The 19,605-nt window shown below is 43.8% G+C and carries 24 protein-coding genes and 1 riboswitch; of the genes, 16 read left to right on the top strand and 8 right to left on the bottom strand.

The window, feature by feature from the left end; all coding sequences use genetic code 11:
* Window positions 1-99: 99 nt before the first annotated feature.
* A complete protein-coding gene (locus MHB78_RS16415) occupies window positions 100-336 on the top strand; it encodes an aspartyl-phosphate phosphatase Spo0E family protein (protein ID WP_046132298.1) in 237 nt (78 codons plus the stop codon).
* 80 nt (window positions 337-416) lie between these two features.
* On the opposite strand, the gene MHB78_RS16410 is transcribed toward MHB78_RS16415, so the two are convergent.
* A complete protein-coding gene (locus MHB78_RS16410; protein WP_046132299.1) occupies window positions 417-1,928 on the bottom strand; it encodes a PAS domain-containing sensor histidine kinase in 1,512 nt (503 codons plus the stop codon).
* Between the two features lie 236 nt (window positions 1,929-2,164).
* On the opposite strand from MHB78_RS16410, the gene MHB78_RS16405 reads away from it, so the two are divergent.
* Window positions 2,165-2,632, top strand: a complete 468-nt coding sequence (locus tag MHB78_RS16405; protein WP_046132300.1) for a MarR family transcriptional regulator — start codon at window positions 2,165-2,167, stop codon at window positions 2,630-2,632.
* 10 nt (window positions 2,633-2,642) lie between these two features.
* Here the strand turns inward: MHB78_RS16405 and motB are convergent, their stop codons facing one another.
* The 3 genes from motB to MHB78_RS16390 form a co-directional block, all read right to left on the bottom strand.
* Window positions 2,643-3,425 carry a flagellar motor protein MotB gene (motB, locus tag MHB78_RS16400; RefSeq protein WP_046132301.1) on the bottom strand — a complete coding sequence of 261 codons (783 nt, stop codon included), beginning with the start codon at window positions 3,423-3,425 and terminating at the stop codon, window positions 2,643-2,645.
* Window positions 3,418-4,212 (bottom strand): flagellar motor stator protein MotA, encoded by a 795-nt coding sequence (gene motA, locus MHB78_RS16395; protein WP_046132302.1) that lies wholly within the window; start codon window positions 4,210-4,212, stop codon window positions 3,418-3,420. The genes motB and motA overlap by 8 nt, the downstream gene beginning before the upstream one ends.
* Window positions 4,213-4,398: 186 nt before the next feature.
* Window positions 4,399-6,492 (bottom strand): ATP-dependent Clp protease ATP-binding subunit, encoded by a 2,094-nt coding sequence (locus tag MHB78_RS16390; RefSeq protein ID WP_046132317.1) that lies wholly within the window; start codon window positions 6,490-6,492, stop codon window positions 4,399-4,401.
* Between the two features lie 248 nt (window positions 6,493-6,740).
* Here MHB78_RS16390 and MHB78_RS16385 point away from each other — a divergent pair, with 248 nt between their 5' ends.
* From MHB78_RS16385 to queF, 5 genes are all read left to right on the top strand, one after another.
* Entirely contained in the window at window positions 6,741-7,775 is a 1,035-nt protein-coding gene (locus tag MHB78_RS16385; RefSeq protein ID WP_046132303.1) for a membrane protein, read from the top strand.
* A gap of 78 nt (window positions 7,776-7,853) precedes the next feature.
* A riboswitch (PreQ1 riboswitch) is annotated at window positions 7,854-7,898 on the top strand.
* A gap of 127 nt (window positions 7,899-8,025) precedes the next feature.
* Complete coding sequence (queC, locus tag MHB78_RS16380; RefSeq protein WP_046132318.1) at window positions 8,026-8,685, top strand: 7-cyano-7-deazaguanine synthase QueC; 660 nt, start codon at window positions 8,026-8,028, stop codon at window positions 8,683-8,685.
* 1 nt (window position 8,686) lies between these two features.
* Window positions 8,687-9,127, top strand: a complete 441-nt coding sequence (gene queD / locus MHB78_RS16375) for a 6-carboxytetrahydropterin synthase QueD (protein ID WP_046132304.1) — start codon at window positions 8,687-8,689, stop codon at window positions 9,125-9,127.
* The gene (gene queE / locus MHB78_RS16370; RefSeq protein ID WP_046132305.1) at window positions 9,120-9,851 is read left to right on the top strand and encodes a 7-carboxy-7-deazaguanine synthase QueE; all 732 of its coding nucleotides are present in this window, start codon (window positions 9,120-9,122) and stop codon (window positions 9,849-9,851) included. The genes queD and queE overlap by 8 nt, the downstream gene beginning before the upstream one ends.
* A gap of 19 nt (window positions 9,852-9,870) precedes the next feature.
* A complete protein-coding gene (gene queF, locus MHB78_RS16365; protein ID WP_046132306.1) occupies window positions 9,871-10,362 on the top strand; it encodes a preQ(1) synthase in 492 nt (163 codons plus the stop codon).
* Between the two features lie 210 nt (window positions 10,363-10,572).
* Here queF and MHB78_RS16360 read toward each other — a convergent pair whose 3' ends face one another.
* Both MHB78_RS16360 and MHB78_RS16355 read right to left on the bottom strand, forming a co-directional pair.
* Window positions 10,573-10,761, bottom strand: a complete 189-nt coding sequence (locus tag MHB78_RS16360; RefSeq protein WP_128748085.1) for a hypothetical protein — start codon at window positions 10,759-10,761, stop codon at window positions 10,573-10,575.
* 150 nt (window positions 10,762-10,911) lie between these two features.
* Window positions 10,912-11,427 carry a DinB family protein gene (locus tag MHB78_RS16355; RefSeq protein WP_046132307.1) on the bottom strand — a complete coding sequence of 172 codons (516 nt, stop codon included), beginning with the start codon at window positions 11,425-11,427 and terminating at the stop codon, window positions 10,912-10,914.
* Between the two features lie 346 nt (window positions 11,428-11,773).
* Here MHB78_RS16355 and MHB78_RS16350 point away from each other — a divergent pair, with 346 nt between their 5' ends.
* Both MHB78_RS16350 and MHB78_RS16345 read left to right on the top strand, forming a co-directional pair.
* On the top strand, window positions 11,774-12,007 hold the full coding sequence (locus MHB78_RS16350) for a hypothetical protein (RefSeq protein WP_046132308.1): 234 nt from the start codon (window positions 11,774-11,776) through the stop codon (window positions 12,005-12,007).
* A gap of 140 nt (window positions 12,008-12,147) precedes the next feature.
* Window positions 12,148-12,636 carry a GNAT family N-acetyltransferase gene (locus MHB78_RS16345; protein WP_046132309.1) on the top strand — a complete coding sequence of 163 codons (489 nt, stop codon included), beginning with the start codon at window positions 12,148-12,150 and terminating at the stop codon, window positions 12,634-12,636.
* A gap of 31 nt (window positions 12,637-12,667) precedes the next feature.
* Here MHB78_RS16345 and MHB78_RS16340 read toward each other — a convergent pair whose 3' ends face one another.
* On the bottom strand, window positions 12,668-13,009 hold the full coding sequence (locus MHB78_RS16340) for a hypothetical protein (protein WP_046132310.1): 342 nt from the start codon (window positions 13,007-13,009) through the stop codon (window positions 12,668-12,670).
* A 381-nt stretch (window positions 13,010-13,390) separates the two neighbouring features.
* Between MHB78_RS16340 and MHB78_RS16335 the strand changes: the two genes are divergently transcribed.
* The 4 genes from MHB78_RS16335 to MHB78_RS16320 all read left to right on the top strand — a co-directional run bounded on the left by MHB78_RS16335 (window position 13,391) and on the right by MHB78_RS16320 (window position 16,441).
* Window positions 13,391-14,323 carry a DUF1672 family protein gene (locus tag MHB78_RS16335; protein ID WP_046132311.1) on the top strand — a complete coding sequence of 311 codons (933 nt, stop codon included), beginning with the start codon at window positions 13,391-13,393 and terminating at the stop codon, window positions 14,321-14,323.
* A gap of 15 nt (window positions 14,324-14,338) precedes the next feature.
* Entirely contained in the window at window positions 14,339-15,514 is a 1,176-nt protein-coding gene (locus MHB78_RS16330) for a hypothetical protein (RefSeq protein ID WP_046132312.1), read from the top strand.
* Window positions 15,515-15,522: 8 nt separating this feature from the next.
* Window positions 15,523-15,756, top strand: coding sequence for a hypothetical protein (locus MHB78_RS16325; protein WP_046132313.1), 234 nt, complete (start codon window positions 15,523-15,525; stop codon window positions 15,754-15,756).
* A gap of 133 nt (window positions 15,757-15,889) precedes the next feature.
* Window positions 15,890-16,441: a hypothetical protein gene (locus tag MHB78_RS16320; RefSeq protein ID WP_128748087.1), complete on the top strand. Its 552-nt coding sequence runs from the start codon at window positions 15,890-15,892 to the stop codon at window positions 16,439-16,441.
* Window positions 16,442-16,555: 114 nt separating this feature from the next.
* Here the strand turns inward: MHB78_RS16320 and MHB78_RS16315 are convergent, their stop codons facing one another.
* Window positions 16,556-16,744 carry a DUF2187 family protein gene (locus tag MHB78_RS16315; protein ID WP_006638423.1) on the bottom strand — a complete coding sequence of 63 codons (189 nt, stop codon included), beginning with the start codon at window positions 16,742-16,744 and terminating at the stop codon, window positions 16,556-16,558.
* 187 nt (window positions 16,745-16,931) lie between these two features.
* Between MHB78_RS16315 and MHB78_RS16310 the strand changes: the two genes are divergently transcribed.
* From MHB78_RS16310 to MHB78_RS16300, 3 genes are all read left to right on the top strand, one after another.
* Window positions 16,932-17,108 (top strand): hypothetical protein, encoded by a 177-nt coding sequence (locus MHB78_RS16310; RefSeq protein WP_231947485.1) that lies wholly within the window; start codon window positions 16,932-16,934, stop codon window positions 17,106-17,108.
* Between the two features lie 231 nt (window positions 17,109-17,339).
* On the top strand, window positions 17,340-17,942 hold the full coding sequence (locus tag MHB78_RS16305) for a cell wall hydrolase (RefSeq protein ID WP_046132316.1): 603 nt from the start codon (window positions 17,340-17,342) through the stop codon (window positions 17,940-17,942).
* An 88-nt stretch (window positions 17,943-18,030) separates the two neighbouring features.
* Window positions 18,031-19,586 (top strand): IS3 family transposase gene (locus tag MHB78_RS16300; RefSeq protein ID WP_231947390.1). Its coding sequence is split into 2 segments (ribosomal slippage): window positions 18,031-18,688 and window positions 18,688-19,586, totalling 1,557 coding nucleotides; the frame shifts between segments, so codons are not numbered across the junction.
* The last annotated feature ends 19 nt before the right edge of the window (window positions 19,587-19,605 follow it).

The raw sequence follows: 19,605 nt of genomic DNA, 5'->3' as shown, positions 1-19,605 counted from the left end.
CAAAAAATAGGTTTACAAAATAAGTATAATCTGTAATAATGCTCAAGTACGCAAATATGAAAGATTTTCGAAACTTTAAAGCGGTAAGGGGTGAAGCGTATGCAAAGCTATTCACAGAAAGAAGAACTGCTTGATTCCATCAACGAAAAGCGGCAGATGATGGTAAAAGCTGCCGAAATCTATGGATATACAGGGGATGAAACGATTAAGCGCAGCCAGGAGCTGGATCAGCTGATCTATCAATATCAAAAGATGACAATGAATGAAACGCACGCATCTGACAAGCCATTGCCCGTTTTTTTAGATACGCTCATTCTGGAAAAGTATACGGCATAGCTGCCAGAGATCGAAAAAAGAGCTGCCGCAGGAAGAAAAGGACAGCTCTTCTAAAGAGGGACGGGCAAAGCCTGAACGTTTCAGCCGTGCTGCTCGTTTGAAATCGGCAGCGTGATGGTTACGGTTGTTCCTTTATGCCGTTCACTGTCAATATGAATGGTGCCCCCGTACATGGAGATGATTCGTTTGCACACGACCAGGCCGAGACCGGTTCCTTTTTCTTTTGAGGTGACAAAAGGCTGAAAGATCTTTTCCATCATTTCTTTTGGAATTCCTTCCCCGCTATCCTTCACGATAATTTCCGCTGTTTGTTCATCATGTTCAATTTTAATCAGCAATTTTCCGCCGTTTTTCATCGATTCCAGCGAGTTTTTTGCGACGTTTAACACGACTTGTTTAATGTGGTCCTTTTTGCAATAGACGTATGCCGGATTTTCTGCATGATCGCAGAATGAGACTTCGACATTGTATAAATTCGCTTCAGAATGAATAATCGGCATAATTTCATCGATCATTTCGTTCATTGAGTTCAGCTTCCACTGTTCAGCCGTAGGTTTTCCAAGCACGAGGAATTCGCTGACAATCTGGTTGATCCGCTTGATTTCCTGTTCGATGACAGAAAAATACATTTGGTCTTCTTTAGATTTGTATTTTTTTTGAAGAAGCTGGATGAATCCGCTGATTCCGGTCAGCGGGTTTCTGATTTCATGAGCCGTGCTTGCTGCGAGGGTGCCGATCAGCTCAAGTTTTTGCGCTTCATTTTGGGCGCGTTCCTGCTTGGTCCTCCTCTTCAACAGCACATACTGAATCAAAAGGAACAATATGTTAAGCAGAATAAATATGCTTAAAAAGGAAAGCAGGAGGCTGCGGACCAGTTCGTCAAGCTGAACCGGCTCCGGATATACTTCAAGTTTCCAGTCGATCTGATCCAAAAAGGCATCGACGGTCTGACCGGTTACATTCTCAGACGGTGCATGCCCGGCCGTAAGGACAATCTGATCTTTCTGATTGAGAATTTTGATGTAAAGCTCAGGGCTCAGCACGTTCATGATATTTTTTAAATAATCGATCCGGATCGACGCCAGCAAAAAGTTTGTCACATGGCCTTCGGGATCAAAGACGGGGGTGAAAATGCTCAGCTCGCGGCTGTGCGGCGTACTGCCGACGTCATCTGTGATGACCGATTTTTTGGAGCTTTCCGCTTTTCGCAAAATGCCTTTATAGGGGAGATGCTTTTTTTCTTTGACAGGCAGCGTGCTGACCGTGACATCGCCGTTTTTATCGAGCAGATACAAAGCCGAAAAGCGCGGTTCTTTTTTGTACGTTTCCGTCAAAATCTGCTTCATTTGCTTCTGATCGATAGGGTGGTTAAGGGCCGTTGCCATGGAGCTCATCCTGGCCTCTGTTTCGCCGATCAGATAATTGATCTGGTTGCGGTGGATATTCAGCATGAGAGTCGCCGTCTGCCGGTGTTTCTCGGTAATATTTTCGCGTTCTTGTTCGTATACAAAGAAGCTTATAATGAAAGCCGGGATCATTACCAGGATCAAATAAAGCCTCAAGTTCTTCCACATATTTTTCATATTGCTCATTTTTTCACTCTCTCCCAATCAATACAGAGATAGAGGTATTATATCACTAGTAGGAGCCGATTTATAGAAAAGATAACCAATACCTTGAAAATAGGACACAATACCGGGGAATTCCAGTAAATAAGGATATAGTCCTTATGACCTATTATCTTTTGAAGGGTTGAATGTTAACAGTTGACATTTTCCTCATAGTTTATTAATGTTTTCCTGTAGTTGTTTCTTTGGAGATGAGAGATATGAATAACCGAGAACAGGAACAGTCATTAAAATTATTTATCGTACTATCACGAGCGTACAGATCAATCAACGATCACATGAATAAACATATTCATAAACATGGTCTGAACCCGACCGAATTTGCCGTTTTGGAGCTTCTCTATCACAAAGGGGATCAGCCCCTTCAGCAAATAGGGGACAAGATTCTTCTGGCGAGCGGAAGCATTACATATGTCGTTGATAAGCTGGAACAGAAAGAGCTGATCATGAGAAGGGCCTGTACAACCGATCGACGGGTGACGTATGCCCAAATTACGGACAACGGAGTCAGGCTCCTGAAGCAGATTTTCCCGGGTCACGCGCAGGAGATTCATGACATGATCAGCGTGCTGAGCAGCGAGGAGAAAGAGGCCTGCATCGAGATGCTGAAAAGAGTAGGCTTGAATGCAAAACATTTTTATAAGGATAAAGAAAAAGGAAGCCGCTAAATGCAGCTTCCTATTCTTTTTCATTCAGATTTTCTTTGCCCATCGGCAGGATGAGAATTTCAACCCGCCTGTTTTTTCTTCTTCCTTCCTCCGTACGGTTGGAAGCAATCGGCTTATATTCCCCGTAGCCTTTCGCGCTGAACGTTTTTGCGTCAAGCTTCGGATTTTCGATCAAGAGGCTCATGAAGTTAACGGCTCTCATGACGCTTAAATGCCAGTTTGATTTAAATTGCGAGTTTTTAATCGGCACATTATCGGTATGTCCGCTGATCACGATATTCCGCGGCGGATTTAAAACGAGCAGATCAGAAATCTCTTTTGCAAGCGAAACGTCCTGCTGGCGAATCTCCGCTTTTCCCGAATCAAAAAAGATATTGTCTTCAATCGAAAGAAGCAGTCCTTCGTCTGTGAGCTTCGTATTGACCTGTTTTTCAAGCTTCTTATCTTTAATGAACTGGTTGACCTGCTCCTGAATTTTCTTCAGGGCTTCCTGGTCTTTTTGTTTTGAATCAGCTTGTTTTGCATTTTTTGGTTCATCCGGTTTTTTTCCGTCCTCTTGAGTAGGCGACTTCGGCTCGACGAAGCTGGAATAATCCATCACGCCTGTGCCGCCTGTCAGCACGGCATTGAACGATTTAGACAGCATATCGAACTTTTTCGCGTCTATCGAACTCATCGCAAACAGCACGATAAAGAGGGCGAGAAGAAGTGTAAGCAGATCGGCATAGGGGATGAGCCAGGATTCGTCTACGTGTTCTTCATGGTCTTTATGCTTTTTCTTTTTTTTAGCCATTATCGCTTTCCCCTTCTTGCGTCATGATGCCGGAACGTTCGCTAGGGGAAACATACATCAGAAGCTTTTGCTCAATGACTTTCGGAGCCTGGCCTTCCAAGATGGAAAGGATGCCTTCGATCATCACTTCGCGAACTTTAATTTCCTGCTTCGATTTCCGTTTTAATTTATTTGCAAAAGGGTGCCACAGCACATATCCCGTAAAGATCCCGAGCAGGGTGGCAACGAATGCCGCGCTGATCGCGTGTCCGAGCGCTTCTGTGTTGCTCATATCCGCCAGCGCAGCGATCAGTCCGACGACCGCTCCCAAAACGCCGAGCGTCGGGGCGTATGTTCCCGCTTGTGTAAAGATGCCGGCACCGACCTGATGCCTTTCTTCCATTGCTTCGACTTCTTCGGTCAGGACGTCGCGGATGAAGTCCGCACTCTGTCCGTCTACGGCCATGCTCATTCCGTTTTTCAAAAATTCGTCATCGATTTCGTTCAGGTTCGCTTCCAAAGCGAGAAGGCCTTCACGTCTCGCGATTTGCGCCCATTCTGTAAACATTGGGATCAGCTCGTTGATTTCGATCATCTTCCGTTCTTTAAATAAGATGCCGAAAAGCTTCGGAACCTTTTTTAATTCGCTTGTTGGAAAGGCGATAGTAACAGCTGCGATGGTCCCGACAAGAATGATCAGCCATGCTGCCGGATTGACGAGAACCGAAGGGCTCACGCCTTTCATCACCATGCCGACACCTACTCCGATGATAGCTAAAATGATTCCAATTAACGATGTTTTGTCCATTTTTTTCACCAATTCCTTTAACTAACTTTTCTAACGTTAATATCGGTGCCATAAGATAGGAACTTTAGCGGGTTTCACAAATTGTTATAAAATCAAGGCGAATAGGGACTTTCGGACGATGGAATGGAATTTTTTTCTTGTGGCGTAAAAAATGCCGGCTTCCGCAAAGGAAGCCGGCAGGGGGATCTATGCGACCGGTTTTACCGCGATATCGCCGTTTTCAACTGTCACATCGAATCCTGAGACGCTGTTTTCTTCAAGAAGCAGGTCTGTCATTTGATCCTCGATGAACTCTTGAATCGTTCGTCTTAAAGGACGCGCGCCAAATGCAGGATGGTAGCCGATGTCGGCTATTTTTTCTTTCGCTTCGTCAGACACCTTTAATGACAGATGCTGGTCGTTTAATGTTTCTTCAAGCTCTTTGAGAAGCAGGTCGACGATTTTCACGAGATCCTCTTTTTCAAGAGGCTGGAACTCGACGATGCTGTCAAACCTGTTTAAGAATTCAGGTTTAAAGTAGCTGCTTAAAGAGTCGATTAATGATTGTTCGCCGATCAGCCGTTCTTCTCTGTTAAAGCCGACGGTTGTCCGTTTTTCAGATGCCCCGGCATTGCTTGTCATAATAATGACGGTGTCTTTAAAGCTTACCGTCCGTCCTTGGCTGTCAGTCAGGCGTCCGTCCTCCATGATCTGCAGGAACATGTGCTGAACATCCGGATGGGCTTTTTCGATTTCATCGAGCAGCACGATGCTGTACGGGTTTCTGCGGACTTTCTCCGTCAATTGTCCTGCTTCATCGTGTCCGACATATCCCGGAGGCGAACCGATCAGTTTTGACACGGCGTGTTTTTCCATATATTCGCTCATGTCGAGGCGGATAATCGAATCCTTCGTGCCGAACAGCTCTTCAGCAAGCCGTTTGGAAAGCTCGGTTTTACCGACGCCTGTCGGACCGACAAACAGGAATGAACCGACAGGTCTGTTTTTTGATTTCAGTCCGGCGCGGCTTCTTCTGACGGCCTTCGCAACCTTTTTCACGGCCTCTTGCTGTCCGATGACGCGGCTTGCGAGGTTTGCTTCAAGCTCCTTCATTTTTTTCTGATCATCCTGCTGGAGCTTGCCGACGGGAATGCCCGTTTTTTGTTCGATGATCGCTTGAATGTCTTCAGCCCCGACTGTAGCCTGTTTTTCCTCTGTTTGCTTCTCGAGCGCATTGTGCAGCGCTTCTTCTTCATCGCGAAGCTTTGCAGCGAGCTCGTAATGTTCTTCCTGAAGCGCTTTTGCTTTTTCCGCTTCGATTTCTTTCAGCCGTTTTGAGGCTGCTTCTCCGCTCACAGTATCGATTTCAAGGTTCGCTTTTGAGCCGGCTTCATCCAATAGGTCGATCGCTTTGTCTGGAAGATGGCGGTCCTGGATGTAGCGGCTTGACAGGACGACGCAAGCTTTGACGGCTTCATCCGTATAGGAAACTCCGTGATATGCTTCGTATTTTTCCTTCAGGCCGTTCAAAATGGCTGTGGCCTGTTCGATTGTAGGCTCATGCACCATGATCGGCTGGAAGCGGCGTTCCAACGCTGCGTCTTTTTCGATTTGGCGATACTCTTTCAAAGTCGTTGCACCGATGACTTGCAGCTCTCCTCTGGCAAGCGCAGGTTTTAAGATGTTGCCTGCGTCCATGGAGCCTTCAGCAGAGCCGGCGCCGACAAGGAGATGAATTTCATCGATAAAGAGGATCGCGTTTTTGCGTTCTTTCAGCTCTTTCATCAGCTGTTTCATTCGCTCTTCGAATTGGCCCCTGATTCCGGTATTGGCAACAAGGGAGGCCACATCGAGCAGGTAAACCTCTTTATTTTTGAGTTTATTTGGAACATCGCCTTCCGAAATTTTCAGCGCAAGACCTTCGGCGATTGCCGTTTTACCGACACCCGGCTCTCCGATTAGGACCGGATTGTTTTTATTTCTGCGGTTTAAAATTTCGATCACGCGCGCCACTTCATCGTCGCGGCCGATGACGGGATCGACCAATCCCGTTTTTGCGGCATTCGTCAAATTGACGGCGAGTTCATCAAGCAAGCCTTTTTTGGCGTCAGTTTGCGCCTGCGCTTCAGACGGCTGGCTGAAGAAAGAACCCCCTCCAAAGAAGTGGTTACCTGAATACATGGAAGGCTGAGTCAGCTCTTTATAGCAGTTTTCGCATAAGTCCATTTGTTTCTTTGTGTAATTGATTTGCATGTTTAGGCGAATCGTCGCCTCATTTTTTTGACAATGTTGACAACGCATTTGCCAAAACCCCCTTTTTAGAATTTGACCTTTTTTGACCTTTTCGATTTTAAAAAATGGTCTTTTGTTTGACCATTTCTGACTATTAGTATACATTGACCTTCTTTGACTTTCAAGATACATGCTCAAAATATTCTTTTCCTTTTCATTCCTGTTTTTCAAGTTTGTCCTTCTTTTTAAGGAACATGTCTCATATGATGGAGAAAGGGATTTTGCGGAAACCATGTTTCATTTTACGGGGGAGAAATATGAGTCAATCACGAGGATCCGCTTTTCAGCTGGCGTTTGTCTATGTAGGAACGGTTGTCGGAGCTGGATTTGCGACGGGAAGGGAAATCGTTGAATTTTTTTTAAGGTTCGGCTGGACGGGTTTGGCCGGCATCCTGATCAGCGGGCTGATGTTTACATTTCTCGGTGCGAAAATCATGCTGATTTCGGTCAGGATCAATGCCAAATCGTATCAGGAGCTTAATAAATTCCTGTTTGGGCAGACGCTCGGGAAATTCGTCAATGTCTTCATGCTCATGGTGCTGCTCGGTGTGACTTCAGTCATGCTGTCAGGTGCCGGGGCGATTTTCGAAGAGCAGCTCGGGCTATCCAATCAGGCCGGCATGCTCGTGACGATTGCTTTGAGCCTGTTCGTGATGATGAGCGGCGTGAAGGGGATATTCAGCGTCAATGTCATCGTTGTTCCATTATTGCTGTTTTTTTCAGCGATTGTGCTATTTGATTCGTTTATCTTCAGCGGCCCGGCCGTTCACAAATTGCCCGGCTTTTCGGCAAAACCGGACTGGATTGTGGCAGCTGTTTCATACGGCGCTTTTAATTTATCGCTCGCACAGGCTGTGCTTGTGCCGATCGCTTCAGAATTGAAATCGGAGCGGCTGATTAAAAAGGGGGCGCTAATCGGAGGCACCCTGCTGACCCTTGTATTAATCTCAAGCTTTTTGTCTCTGTCCACATTGCCGAACGTCCTTCTATACGAAATCCCGATGGCGCAGGTCGTCTATATCGTTCAACACTCCGTACATATCATCTACCTGTTTATCATTTTCGGGGAAGTCTTCACATCGGTGATCGGCAATTTGTACGGGCTTGAAAAGCAGATAAACGAATACATTCATATAAAAAGCCTTTATATCTTCATCCTTATACTGCTTACGGTATACTTGACAGGACAGATCGGCTACGGAAAATTGATTTCGACGATCTATCCGTTGTTCGGCCAGTTAAGCCTTGTATTTATCTTCTTTCTGATGTTCAAAAAGTTGCCGAAGCGTTAAGAGTTTCCCCTTGGCGAAAATCCGGATTTGTGATAAGATGGCGAAAGAAAATTTAAACAAAATCCGCTCGGGAAATCTGCGGGAGAGGTTCTAGCAAAACCCTCTATAAAAAACTAAGGAAAGCTGTATCCTTGGGGTATGGCGTTTTTTATTGTTTGTTTGCTAGAACACCTTTCCTTTTCAAGGAAGGTGTTTTTTCGTTCTGCCGATGTTTTTTAAAAGCATGAGCGAAAGCGGAGAAGGAGGAATTATGAAACAGGAAAAAGCGGTCGTCGTTTTCAGCGGCGGTCAAGACAGTACGACGTGCCTTTTATGGGCATTACAACAATTCGAAGAGGTGGAAACGGTCACCTTTCATTATAATCAGCGCCACCAGCAGGAAATTGAAGTCGCGGGAAACATCGCCGGCAAGCTTGGCGTAAAAAACCATCTGCTTGATATGGCGCTTTTAAATCAGCTTGCGCCAAATGCCTTGACAAGAGATGACATCGAGATCGAGGCGAAAGAAGGCGAGCTTCCGTCCACATTTGTTCCAGGACGAAACCTTGTATTTTTATCATTTGCTTCCATTCTTGCCTACCAAATCGGCGCGCGCCATATCGTAACAGGCGTTTGTGAGACGGACTTCAGCGGCTATCCGGATTGCAGGGATGAATTCGTCAAATCGTGCAATGTCACCGTCAACCTTGCAATGGAGCGGCCGTTTGTGATTCACACGCCGCTCATGTGGCTGAACAAGGCGGAAACGTGGAAGCTGGCCGATGAACTGGGAGCGCTCGATTTCGTCAAAAACGAGACGCTGACCTGCTACAACGGCATCATCGCCGACGGCTGCGGCGAATGCCCGGCCTGCAAACTGCGCGCAAACGGCTATCAGGAATATATGAAAATGAAAAGGGAGAGAGCTTAATTTGCTTACACAAATCTACCCGCAAACAAGTCACCCGTACGCGTTCGAACTGAATAAAGATATGCAGGTGTCGGCAGCCCACTTCATTCCGAGGGAAGACGCGGGCGCTTGCAGCAGGGTTCACGGCCATACGTATACCATCAATATTACGATTGCCGGAGATCATTTGAATGAGTCAGGTTTTCTCGCGAATTTCAGCACCATTAAAAAATTGATTCACGGGGAATACGATCACACGCTTTTAAATGATCACAAGGAATTTTCCGGGGAAAGCCGCGAGCAGATCCCATCGACAGAAGCTGTTGCGAAAGCGATTTTTGACAAAGTCGAGGCCTATTTGGAAGGACTCGAAAATCGTCCGCACTGCGTTCAAGTATTTGTCAGGGAAACGCCGACAAGCTATGTCGTCTACCGACCAAAACAAGGTGATCACCATGGCTAAACCGATTCCGGTGCTCGAAATTTTCGGTCCGACCATTCAGGGAGAAGGAATGGTCATCGGCCAGAAAACGATGTTTGTCAGAACGGCCGGCTGCGATTATTCGTGCAGCTGGTGCGATTCGGCCTTCACATGGGACGGATCTGCCAAAAAAGATATCAAATGGATGACTGCTGAAGAAGTATACGGGTCGCTGAAAGAAATCGGCGGTGATTCATTTTCGCACGTCACTATTTCAGGAGGCAACCCGGCGCTGTTAAAACAGCTCGACGAACTGATTTCCCTTCTGAAGGAAAACGATATTCGGACCGCCCTTGAAACACAGGGCACGTTCTATCAGGATTGGTTTGCCAAAATTGATGACCTGACAATCTCGCCAAAACCGCCGAGCTCAAATATGAAAACCGATTTTCAAAAGCTTGACCATATCATCGGCAAGCTAAAAGAACAAGGCAGGCTGGCTGCAGCCAGCCTGAAGGTCGTTATTTTCTCACCGGAAGATCTTCAATTTGCGAAAAACGTCCACCAGCGTTATCCAGAAATCCCGTTTTACCTCCAGGTCGGAAACGAAGATGTGCATACAGAAGAACAGGATCGGCTCGTCGAAAAGCTGCTGCGAAAATACGAAGAGCTGGTCGATGCTGTTACGCGCGACCCGGAATTAAACCGCGTCCGCGTGCTGCCGCAGCTTCACACCCTGATCTGGGGAAACAAACGGGGAGTTTAATGTAGAAAGGAAGAAAAAAATGAGAAAAGATTCAGAGTTAGAAGGCGTAACCCTTCTCGGAAACCAGGGAACCGAGTATTTGTTTGACTACTCTCCGGATGTGCTGGAGGCTTTTCCGAATAAGCACGAAAACAGGGACTACTTCGTAAAATTCAACTGCCCTGAATTCACATCCCTGTGCCCGAAAACGGGCCAGCCCGATTTCGCGACGATCTATATCAGCTATATCCCTGATAAAAAAATGGTAGAAAGCAAGTCTTTAAAGCTGTATCTCTTCAGTTTCCGCAACCACGGAGACTTCCACGAAGACTGCATGAACATCATCATGAACGATCTGATCGAATTGATGGACCCGCGCTATATCGAAGTTTGGGGCAAGTTCACGCCAAGAGGCGGAATTTCCATTGACCCGTACACCAACTACGGCCGTCCGGGGACGAAATATGAGAAAATGGCGGAATACCGCTTGATGAATCATGATTTGTATCCGGAGACGGTGGATAATCGTTGATGTTTCCGTGTGTGAAACGAAGTGAGATCACGCAATATATCAGATAGTGTGACCCGTAAAAAAACGGAATTTTGCAGTGGTGGGCTGAGCGAGGAGATTGTTTACGGCTGTGGCCGAGACGCGTACTGTTACGACGCGTACTGTTACGCGTCTTTTTTTATTTGAAATTTAACCGGATATTATAAGGCGTGCTGGACGGGATGCTAGATGTCAATATGAAGCGCGATTCAATTCGTTAATCGAAGTGTGCAAAAATGAGATCACACCGTCATCTGTCTCATTTACGCCTTCGTACGTCTGTTCGTGGCGAACGTCCGGATACTCCTTGCCCATAACCCTTTGTTTCGTAATCCATCGTCTCAACCTCTGATTATGACCGTCTAATTCAACGCCATTCATGAAACAAAGGAATCCGCAGCACGGCTGCGCACACTATCGACTACCTTACCGTTACGATGGTCGGTATTCAGGCAGGCCAGCAGTTACATTCGCTTGTAAAACGGCTTGGACGTAACCGAAACGCCGTCACCCCGTCAGGTTAATAACTCATTATCTATATTTATGTATAGCAAATTCCTTTTCAGGCAGTCCCAAAATGTCTGTATTTTGAGGAATATAACCAAGTAACCGTAGCATTGCTACAATTTGCCCCTTATGATGAAATTCATGCGTAATAGAATGGATTAGTAATTGGTGCGGCGTTTTTCTTACAGCCCCACTGCCTAATTTCCACGAAGGCTCTTTTTCGATAATATTATCAAATTTATCAGTGAACTGTTCAAATACAGCATCTACATATACATTCGCCTGTTGAAAATAACGTTGAATATCCTCTATCTGCATACCATTGATTTCTTCCTTTGTTAATAGTGGCGAAGATGTTTTTGAAAGCACAAAAGACCCCAGCCAAGCATGATAACAACCCGCCGCATGAACTAAAGTATCTCTTATACTTTGAAAACCAAATCCAAATTCTTTTGTAAAATCATTTCCGTTCAGTTCTTTACACTGGTCTAGCAAAATCTGTCTCGTTTGTTTTATCCACTCATATTCTTGTTTTTCCATCACTATCCCACCCGTAGAAATAATAGATATTAGAATATTCTTCTAATTATACACAAATGGGTATCATCGTTAAATACCTGATTTAATCAAACTTTGAGATAAATGAACCATCTTTATTACAGAGCTGGACTTAACGTTAGATACTGCAAGCCCTTCTGCGCCATCCATGGAAATATATCATCAATAACGATAAAATTAGCGAAGAAGGATGTTATCTTATTGAATGCAAATCATTTTTTGAGAGACTTGAGAAGAAATGCAAAGGCGGCCGTTTCCGATTCTTTTAGAGAAACGACTAGAAGGTACAACATTTTGAACTGCGGATTTAAGGACAGGGGGAGGGAAAATGAGCAAAATCTCTGAAAAGCTTCTAAAATGCTGGTTGGCTATTCCGAGACAGGTGAGGGCTTTTGGATTGGCTCTCTTTACCGTCTGTTTTTTCGGCTTTATGATGATTCTCGGAATAAAAAAGCTGATTCAATTTAACACATTAAATGCAACAGACATGATTTTTTGTTTAATTGTTTCGGTATTTATCTTATGGATATTGAATAGTTCAAATAAAGGGGAAAATAAATAGCTTTATCCGACAGCCGTACCGCCAGGCTTTGGGTAGACATGATATAGACGTACAAACGTGTGCGTCTTTTTTTTAATGTTTGACAAGTTTATAATATGTAAAGATTGAAACACAAAGGGAAAATACAGGGAGGAGAAGAAATGAAAGTCATGCCAACAGGCGATTTGCCGAAATCGGCGGTTGCACAATTTTTCAGTACACATTGGGGGAGCCCTGTCATGGTAAATTCCAACGGTTCATTTCAATGCGATGAATTAGAAGGTTATGCCGCGTTGGATAAAGAAGGGGATATCATAGGTTTAATTACGTTCGTCATAGATGGAAACGAATGCGAGATTATCTCATTGGACAGCATCATTGAAAATAAAGGGATCGGGTCTGCGCTTTTAAAAGAAGCGGAGCGGGCATCAGAGCAAGAACGGTGCGAAATCGTGAAGTTAATCACAACCAATGATAATATAAGGGCGATCGGGTTTTACCAAAAGAGAGGCTATGTTTTTGCGGAATTGCATGTGAACGCAGTTGAAAAAGCCAGGAAAATAAAACCTGAGATTCCTCTGAAAGCCGATAACGGGATTCCAATACGGGATGAATTGCTTTTCGTAAAAAAGCTGAGAGCAGGAAATTAATAAATAGAGACGCCGCCTTGGCGTCTTTATCTCATTGTAAACCCATTACAAAGCTTTCCCCGTTCCCGCATTCTGCAGCACATCCCGCAGTGTCTCCGCGCCCATCAGCCATTTTTATAGCAGGAAAATCAGTGCTTTTTCTGCAACAATATGTGCTGAAAACACTTTTATAACCACCAATATCTTGCGCAAATTCCTTCATTGATTCATTACCTTGGTTATACCTTAAAACACTTTGAGTTTTTTCTTCAGCTGAAAATTTAGGCATAAAAACACCCTGTAAATATCTAAACCGGTGTCTAACATTTACAGGACAGTTCACGAATAGGCGGGCTTTTCTTTTGCTTTCATTCTTCATTTTAATCCATGTCATTAAGACTGCTTATACTTCTTTAAAGAAAAACACATCCATATTCAGTCATCTGAATGTATGGGTGTTTTTTAAAGCAAGTAGATAAATATACCTAATTCTGAAGTCTTCGATTCTTTCCGATTCAGAAGTGTCTGTTAGTTCTAATTGCTCATTTACTTTATCCCTACCTTAAATTAAGGAACAAATGATTCAAAAGGGATGTTTATTGATTTATAATAAAGCGGTTCCTGGTCAATGGGAAAATTTTCTTCGGCCGGGATTGCATAGTAGAGAAGCGCAAGATCTCGTTATTGAGGTTTCAAAGGGCGTTTTACAAAAGATGCTTTTCATGAACGATTTAAATGATAAAAATAAACAAACCTCATTAGAGGAGGACTAACGATGAAATATAAAAAAATCATAACGCTCAGTATTGGTATTCCAATACTTTTGGGAGGATGTATGAATTTGGATACAGGAAATCATGACAAAAACGGGGAAAAAACAGTATCTAATAGCCATGCGCAAGCTGACCAAAATTTAATTCGTGTACAAGATTATACAGGACAAGGCTATGAACTTGACGGCGGACAAGCAACCGCTAAAATCGCCAAAGCGCATCGTGGAGAAATTGAAAAAGCCGTTAAGAAATTTTTCCTGGAAAAGTATAAGACGAAGGTGAAAGTCCATAACGTCGTTGGTGCGCTTAACGCAGCTTCTGTATTTGTAGAATCTGAGGGTGAGCCGCATTTTCATACATATGTGGTTGTTCCGATTGATGTGAAGAATGATAAGGTATTGACGGATAAAGTATGGTCTCAGGAAGGTCAAGTAGAAAGTGCAATTAATAGTGGTATTTATGCAATGGTTTTTGATCAAGAACTAGGAAAACTTGATAATTACCTGGCCAAAACCGTGAAGCAAGAGCCTGTTGTTGGGATGAGGCAAGAAGCCGTTAATAATGTAATGGCATCAGGGTTCCATACAGTTTATTATTATATAACAACTTTTGATGATAGTTTAGATAAGGTTTATTTGAAATATTTAAAAAATCCAAATAAAAATAAAGAGGAATGGAAACGAGAGATCAAGCATTCTAAAATAGATCCGGAATCGTTTTATATCACTATACATTTATATATGAAAAAACCTAATACAGAACCAAACAAATTTATTTTCAATCAAATTGTAAAAGATTTAGAAAATATGAAAGGGCTCGCACCAGGACAATATAGTGTCTTTTTACATGACAATACAATTAACAAAAAAGCGGGTTCGAATTCACAGGAAAATACTCTTGAACGATCCGATCCAAATTATATTATGAAAGATTAGGAGCAATATTTCAAAATGGCTAATGAAGTCAAAAATAATAAAACACTCAGTGAAGATAAAAATTTAGTAGAAATTGCAGGATTTCATTCCTATAAAAATCCGCTTGAAACAGATACATTTAACGTCAATGGCTATAAGTATGTAGTGGTAAATAAAATTTATGAAGATCCAACCGGCCTTGATGTGATAACAGTCAAAAACGTGGAAACAGGAAAATACACAGTCGTCTACCAAGGAACAAACGCGGGCAAAGAAAACGGCATGCAGGACATTCTCACCGATGCCCAGATGGCCGGCCCTTTAACGCCGGAACAAGTAAAAGCAGCCCGCAAATACTACGATCAGATGAAAGCCAAATACGGTGATAAATTAACCTCAGTTTGCGGAAACTCGCTTGGAGGGGGATTGGCGAATGCCGTTGCGGTGGAGCATCCCGATGTGAAAGCTGTGACGATTAATCCGTCGATCCTGCCTGAAGGAGAAGTGGACCGGGATCAAGACTATCCGAATATCACAAACTATTTTAGTAAGTATGATCCGCTGACATTGGCGGAGGAAGGAGTGCTGCTCGGCGACAGGATTCCGGGAAAAGTGATCGAAATTGATAATGGCGTTCCGTTTCTATCAGCCCTCATGTCCAACCATATGGGCTATAGAATGGGAGAAAATACAGAGGAAGACCAATCGGTTGAAATCGGCGAAAAAGGAAAACCGGGCTGCGGCCGAATTTATATTTCTGCTGGCGATCATATTGTAACAAGCATTTGGACGGGTGAACCTCTTTACGGAAACATCGGTTCCAATAAGATCGAGATCAATAAAGAAAATCTCGACCTGCTGGCGGCTGCACTGGAAAACGATGTGCTTAGGCGGCTGGGGTATGTTTCAGAATATCTTCAACACTCCAATGAGATCGTCGAAAACGAAAAAAAGCTGAAATCAAAACGTTTAGCCGATCTTCGCGAAATGTTTACCGACATGTTTGAAAGTGCATTCGGCGATCCGTTGTTTATCGGAATCTCACAAGCTGGCAATATCCTGAAATATTTGATCGACGGTTTAATTGCATTGCTGGATACCGCTGAAGAAAAGTGCCGTTCTTTAAATGTGTTATTGAACTCGCTCCGTCTGAACTGCTTGAATATGTTTTTCAAACAAATATCAGTGTGGAAAGCATCACAGGTGAGATAAGGGGATATTTGAACGGGCTTAAACATGATATTGACATTCTGACAGGCGCGCTGACAAACATGATCCGACAGGAGATTTCCGATGTTTTCGTCAACCCTGCCATGGGATTTGCCGATGCTGTTGCAGACGAAATATACAGTCATTTTGTCATCGTCGGAAAAAATGAAAAGGGTCTGAAAAAACAGGTCAAGACTTTTATACGTCAGGTTCAATCGGCGGGGGAAGGCATTCAAAACGAGTGACCGCGGCGCCGCGCAAGACATTAAAAACCGTAAAGCGCCAACACAGCAAAAAACGTCGGTTCCGGCATCCGTTCAATCTCGATTTGAGGAGTCCGACTATTTAAAAGATCGTCTGAAATTGAAAGACCGTCATGTGAATAGTTCAGTGGCGACAATGGCGGGTTCTATTAACGCAAGCCTTGTTCCTGTCGCAAATATTCTATTTGATACATTGCTGGCGCTGGAATTGGCATTGGAGACTTCGGCGGCTTCCATAAAGGGAACGGGGAATTTATTTTTGGGCTTAGCCGTCCCGGCGAAATTGTTCGGGATGTTTTCTGATTGGGACGAGAAAATAAAAAGTGCGATTGACCATGTGGTGAAGCCGCTTGACGAAATTGCGGAAACAATAGAAGGGGTCCGCAAAGCGGTTGGCAATTTAATTTCATTCCTGCCTTGTTTTGTGTATAAATTCAAACCGTACATCGATAATGCGATTTTTGAACAGATTCACTTCAACAGCGTCAACCTTTACAATACGGCTGCCGTGTCTATTTTGGAAGAAACGGAATTGCTTTTTCAAGATATTGTTTTTCAGCTGTCAAACCAAAAAGCAAAAGCAATTACTGCATTGTGCAATGCATCAAAAGACATTTTGAAAAATATCAAACTTCTCCGTGCCGATGTTAAACGGGGGACGTTGTAGGAAGCAGGGGAAAAATCCGCCGTACCCAGCCAGACGGCGGTTTTTTCCTTCATTAGAAGCTCGTGCGGAAATCTTGCAGATTGCGAGGAAAAACATGATGAATCGGAGATTTGATTAATGAAAGGAGTCTTTAATAATTTTGTAGTTTTTATGGTTGACGACGGTTAAGGAGTCCAATTCTAAGTCTCTGTAGTTGTCCATTATCGTGACATCAACGATGACCGAGTTTTCGTTTACTTTTTCAACGACTCCGGTGAGTCCGTTTTTAAATTCGATGACGTTCCCGACTTTTGCAATTTTCACGTGGCTTCCTCTCCTTTAAAATGTTTTTACCTATTGAAAGTATTTTGCAATATTTTCATGGAGAAGTAAAGCGAAATGGGGGAGAACGGGACAATTGTTGTACGTGTTTTTGCTTAGTGGTATAATTAATTAGTTAAAGATGATATTTAAATAGAAGGAGAGGGACAAGTTGACAGAGGAAAATGCTATGGAGCACATCGAGAACTTGAGATCTGGAAACATCCATGAACTTCGCGTGAAAAAAGAGGATTTTCTTTCTTTTAGAGCCATCTTGACGAAACAGGAAGATTTCAAGCATTTTCGGGGGATTGCCCAGCGCGGGGGAGACGTCATTTTTCAATATATGAAAGAGCCAAGAAGCTAAAAGGCTTTCTCAAGCGATGAGAAAGCCTTTTTATATGGTGAAATGCCAGGCGTTCAGCACAAGTATTGCTGGATGCTTTGTTTTTTTCTGTAAAATCGGTGCACTGTCTATACAATTATGTGCCAGTTGGACGCTTTGATGGAAAGCTTGCCAAAATTTTATTAGTGAAATGAAGGGTTTGTCTTGTTACCGTAATACATATGTTTTTTCGATTTGACTAGGAGGAATGGAATGAAATCGAAAATTGCTGCGATAGCTGCTTTTATCATTTGCATGCTCCCTGCGGCAAGAATCGAACATGCTCAGGCCGTCAAGATATTCTCGAAAAAAGACAGACAGGAAATGGACCGGCTGCTTTCAAGCGTTGACCCGGAACCAAATCCGGCTTTTTCACATATGATCGATGAAAAAACGATCATTGAGCTTGTGCCCCGGCCGCGTCATGAAAAGAAAGGCGAAAAGGAAGAAGAGCCGAAATTGACGGGCAGGGAGAAAGATTTATTGTCAAGGCTTGTGCACGCTGAGGCCAAAGGCGAGCCTTTCGCGGGGAAGGTCGCCGTGGCAGATGTCGTACTGAACCGTGTGGAACACCACGGATTTCCTGACAGCGTAAAAAGCGTGATTTACCAAAAAAACGCTTTTGAGCCTGTTCTGAACGGGAGCATCAACCATAAGGCGGACCGCGAATCGAAGAAAGCTGTCGAAGAAGCGGTCGATCAACATAAAAAAGAAACAAACGCTTTATACTTTTATAATCCGGACACTGCATCAGACAACTGGATTAAAACGAGAAAAATCGTCAAACGCATCGGCAATCATGTGTTTGCGATTTGACCGCAAAAGCCGGGGCTCTAAATGATATGCTCCCCTAAAGGTAGACAGATGAAATAAAAAAATCTGTTTGCCTTGGGGGAGTTTTTTCATGGCTGGAAAATGGTTTTCAAAAGAAGAAAAATTGAATATTCTATCAGAATGTGATCAGGGCAATAATTCGGTGAAGGAGATCGCAGAAAAATATGGCATTCATGCCGAAACGATTCGTGAATGGAGAACATCGCATGATATGGCGGGTGTGGAGAGTTTGGAACGTTCAAAGCGCCATAAGTTCTATCCCGCAGAATTAAAATACAATGCCGTGAAAGACTTCTTATCCGGACGCTACTCTCAAAGAGAAATCTCGAGAAAATATAAGATTTCCAGTAAATCCGTACTCATGAAGTGGGTTGAGCTTTATAATGGTCATAAAACGTTAAAAGACAGCGGGAGAGGAAGGAATCGTTTGATGACCAAACGGAAGAACGTTTCATTGGAAGAACGGATTGAGATTGCGAAGGATTGTCTAGCTCATGGAAAGGACTACGCCAGATCAATGGAGATTCATCAAGTCTCCTACCAACAGGTGTATCAATGGGTGAAAAAGTATCAAGAAGGCGGAGAAGAGGCCTTAAAAGACAACCGAGGGAAACGCAAAACCGAAGAAGAATTGACACCTGAAGAAAAAATTCAACGGGAAAACAAACGGCTGGAACAGGAAAATGAGCGTTTGCGCGCAGAGAATGCGTTCTTAAAAAAGTTGGAAGAGATCAAAAGGAGGCGGTTCTAAGTCAGGTTCGGTACGAAGATCGATATCTCGCCATTTTAGAGCTGAATCGAAAAGAAGGCTTTTCTGTCCAAATGTTATGTGAGATTGCCGAAGTTTCGCGCCAGGGGTATTACAAATGGAGGAGCCGAGTACCTTCAGCGAGAGAAAAACAGAATGAAAAGATTATCGCCGAGATGACGCTTCTTCATGAACAAATTGGCGGTATCTACGGATACCGCAGAATGACCTTAAACATGAAGCGCCGCTTTAAAGAGCGCCTCAATCATAAGCGCATCTATCGGCTGATGAAAATCGCCAAGCTGGAGTGTGTCATTCGGCGGAAGAAAAAACGTTACGGCAAAGCGACGCCTCAACATGTGTCCGAAAATATCCTGAATCGAGAGTTTAAAGCGGACAAACCAAATCAAAAATGGGTGACTGATGTGACAGAGCTAAAATACGGCCATCGGAAAGCGTACCTCAGTGCCATTTTAGATCTTCATGAGGGAATGGTCGTGTCTTATGTGCTGGGGAAATCCAATAATAACGCCCTTGTGTTTAAAACCTTGAACCAAGCGCTTGAGGCAGCCCCAAACGCACGTCCTCTCCTTCACAGCGACAGAGGTTTTCAATACACGTCCCACCAGTTTAGAAGGATGATTGAAAACGCAAATATGACACAGAGTATGTCCCGCGTCGGCCGCTGTATTGATAACGGCCCCATTGAGTCGTTTTGGGGGAAATTAAAATGCGAGAAATACAGACGGAATTCGTACGAGACATTTGAGGCACTTCAAAGCGCAATTGATGAATATATCCACTTTTACAACCACGATCGTCTACAAGAAAAACTAAACGGCCTCAGCCCAGTGGAATACAGGGCTAAAGCCGTCTAGTGTGTTTTAGTTATTTCCA

This window comes from Bacillus sp. FSL K6-0138 (assembly GCF_037982765.1).
GTDB classification, from domain to species: domain Bacteria; phylum Bacillota; class Bacilli; order Bacillales; family Bacillaceae; genus Bacillus; species Bacillus glycinifermentans.
This window is presented reverse-complemented; position numbering and strand designations above follow the sequence as displayed.

Coding starts and splice junctions, on each gene's coding strand:
- MHB78_RS16415 (WP_046132298.1), top strand. CDS start 100: ATGCAAAGCTATTCACAGAAAGAAGAACTGCTTGATTCCATCAACGAA.
- MHB78_RS16410 (WP_046132299.1), bottom strand. CDS start 1,928: ATGAGCAATATGAAAAATATGTGGAAGAACTTGAGGCTTTATTTGATC.
- MHB78_RS16405 (WP_046132300.1), top strand. CDS start 2,165: ATGAATAACCGAGAACAGGAACAGTCATTAAAATTATTTATCGTACTA.
- motB (WP_046132301.1), bottom strand. CDS start 3,425: ATGGCTAAAAAAAAGAAAAAGCATAAAGACCATGAAGAACACGTAGAC.
- motA (WP_046132302.1), bottom strand. CDS start 4,212: ATGGACAAAACATCGTTAATTGGAATCATTTTAGCTATCATCGGAGTA.
- MHB78_RS16390 (WP_046132317.1), bottom strand. CDS start 6,492: ATGCGTTGTCAACATTGTCAAAAAAATGAGGCGACGATTCGCCTAAAC.
- MHB78_RS16385 (WP_046132303.1), top strand. CDS start 6,741: ATGAGTCAATCACGAGGATCCGCTTTTCAGCTGGCGTTTGTCTATGTA.
- queC (WP_046132318.1), top strand. CDS start 8,026: ATGAAACAGGAAAAAGCGGTCGTCGTTTTCAGCGGCGGTCAAGACAGT.
- queE (WP_046132305.1), top strand. CDS start 9,120: ATGGCTAAACCGATTCCGGTGCTCGAAATTTTCGGTCCGACCATTCAG.
- queF (WP_046132306.1), top strand. CDS start 9,871: ATGAGAAAAGATTCAGAGTTAGAAGGCGTAACCCTTCTCGGAAACCAG.
- MHB78_RS16360 (WP_128748085.1), bottom strand. CDS start 10,761: ATGAATGGCGTTGAATTAGACGGTCATAATCAGAGGTTGAGACGATGG.
- MHB78_RS16355 (WP_046132307.1), bottom strand. CDS start 11,427: ATGGAAAAACAAGAATATGAGTGGATAAAACAAACGAGACAGATTTTG.
- MHB78_RS16350 (WP_046132308.1), top strand. CDS start 11,774: ATGAGCAAAATCTCTGAAAAGCTTCTAAAATGCTGGTTGGCTATTCCG.
- MHB78_RS16345 (WP_046132309.1), top strand. CDS start 12,148: ATGAAAGTCATGCCAACAGGCGATTTGCCGAAATCGGCGGTTGCACAA.
- MHB78_RS16340 (WP_046132310.1), bottom strand. CDS start 13,009: ATGACATGGATTAAAATGAAGAATGAAAGCAAAAGAAAAGCCCGCCTA.
- MHB78_RS16335 (WP_046132311.1), top strand. CDS start 13,391: ATGAAATATAAAAAAATCATAACGCTCAGTATTGGTATTCCAATACTT.
- MHB78_RS16330 (WP_046132312.1), top strand. CDS start 14,339: ATGGCTAATGAAGTCAAAAATAATAAAACACTCAGTGAAGATAAAAAT.
- MHB78_RS16310 (WP_231947485.1), top strand. CDS start 16,932: ATGGAGCACATCGAGAACTTGAGATCTGGAAACATCCATGAACTTCGC.
- MHB78_RS16305 (WP_046132316.1), top strand. CDS start 17,340: ATGAAATCGAAAATTGCTGCGATAGCTGCTTTTATCATTTGCATGCTC.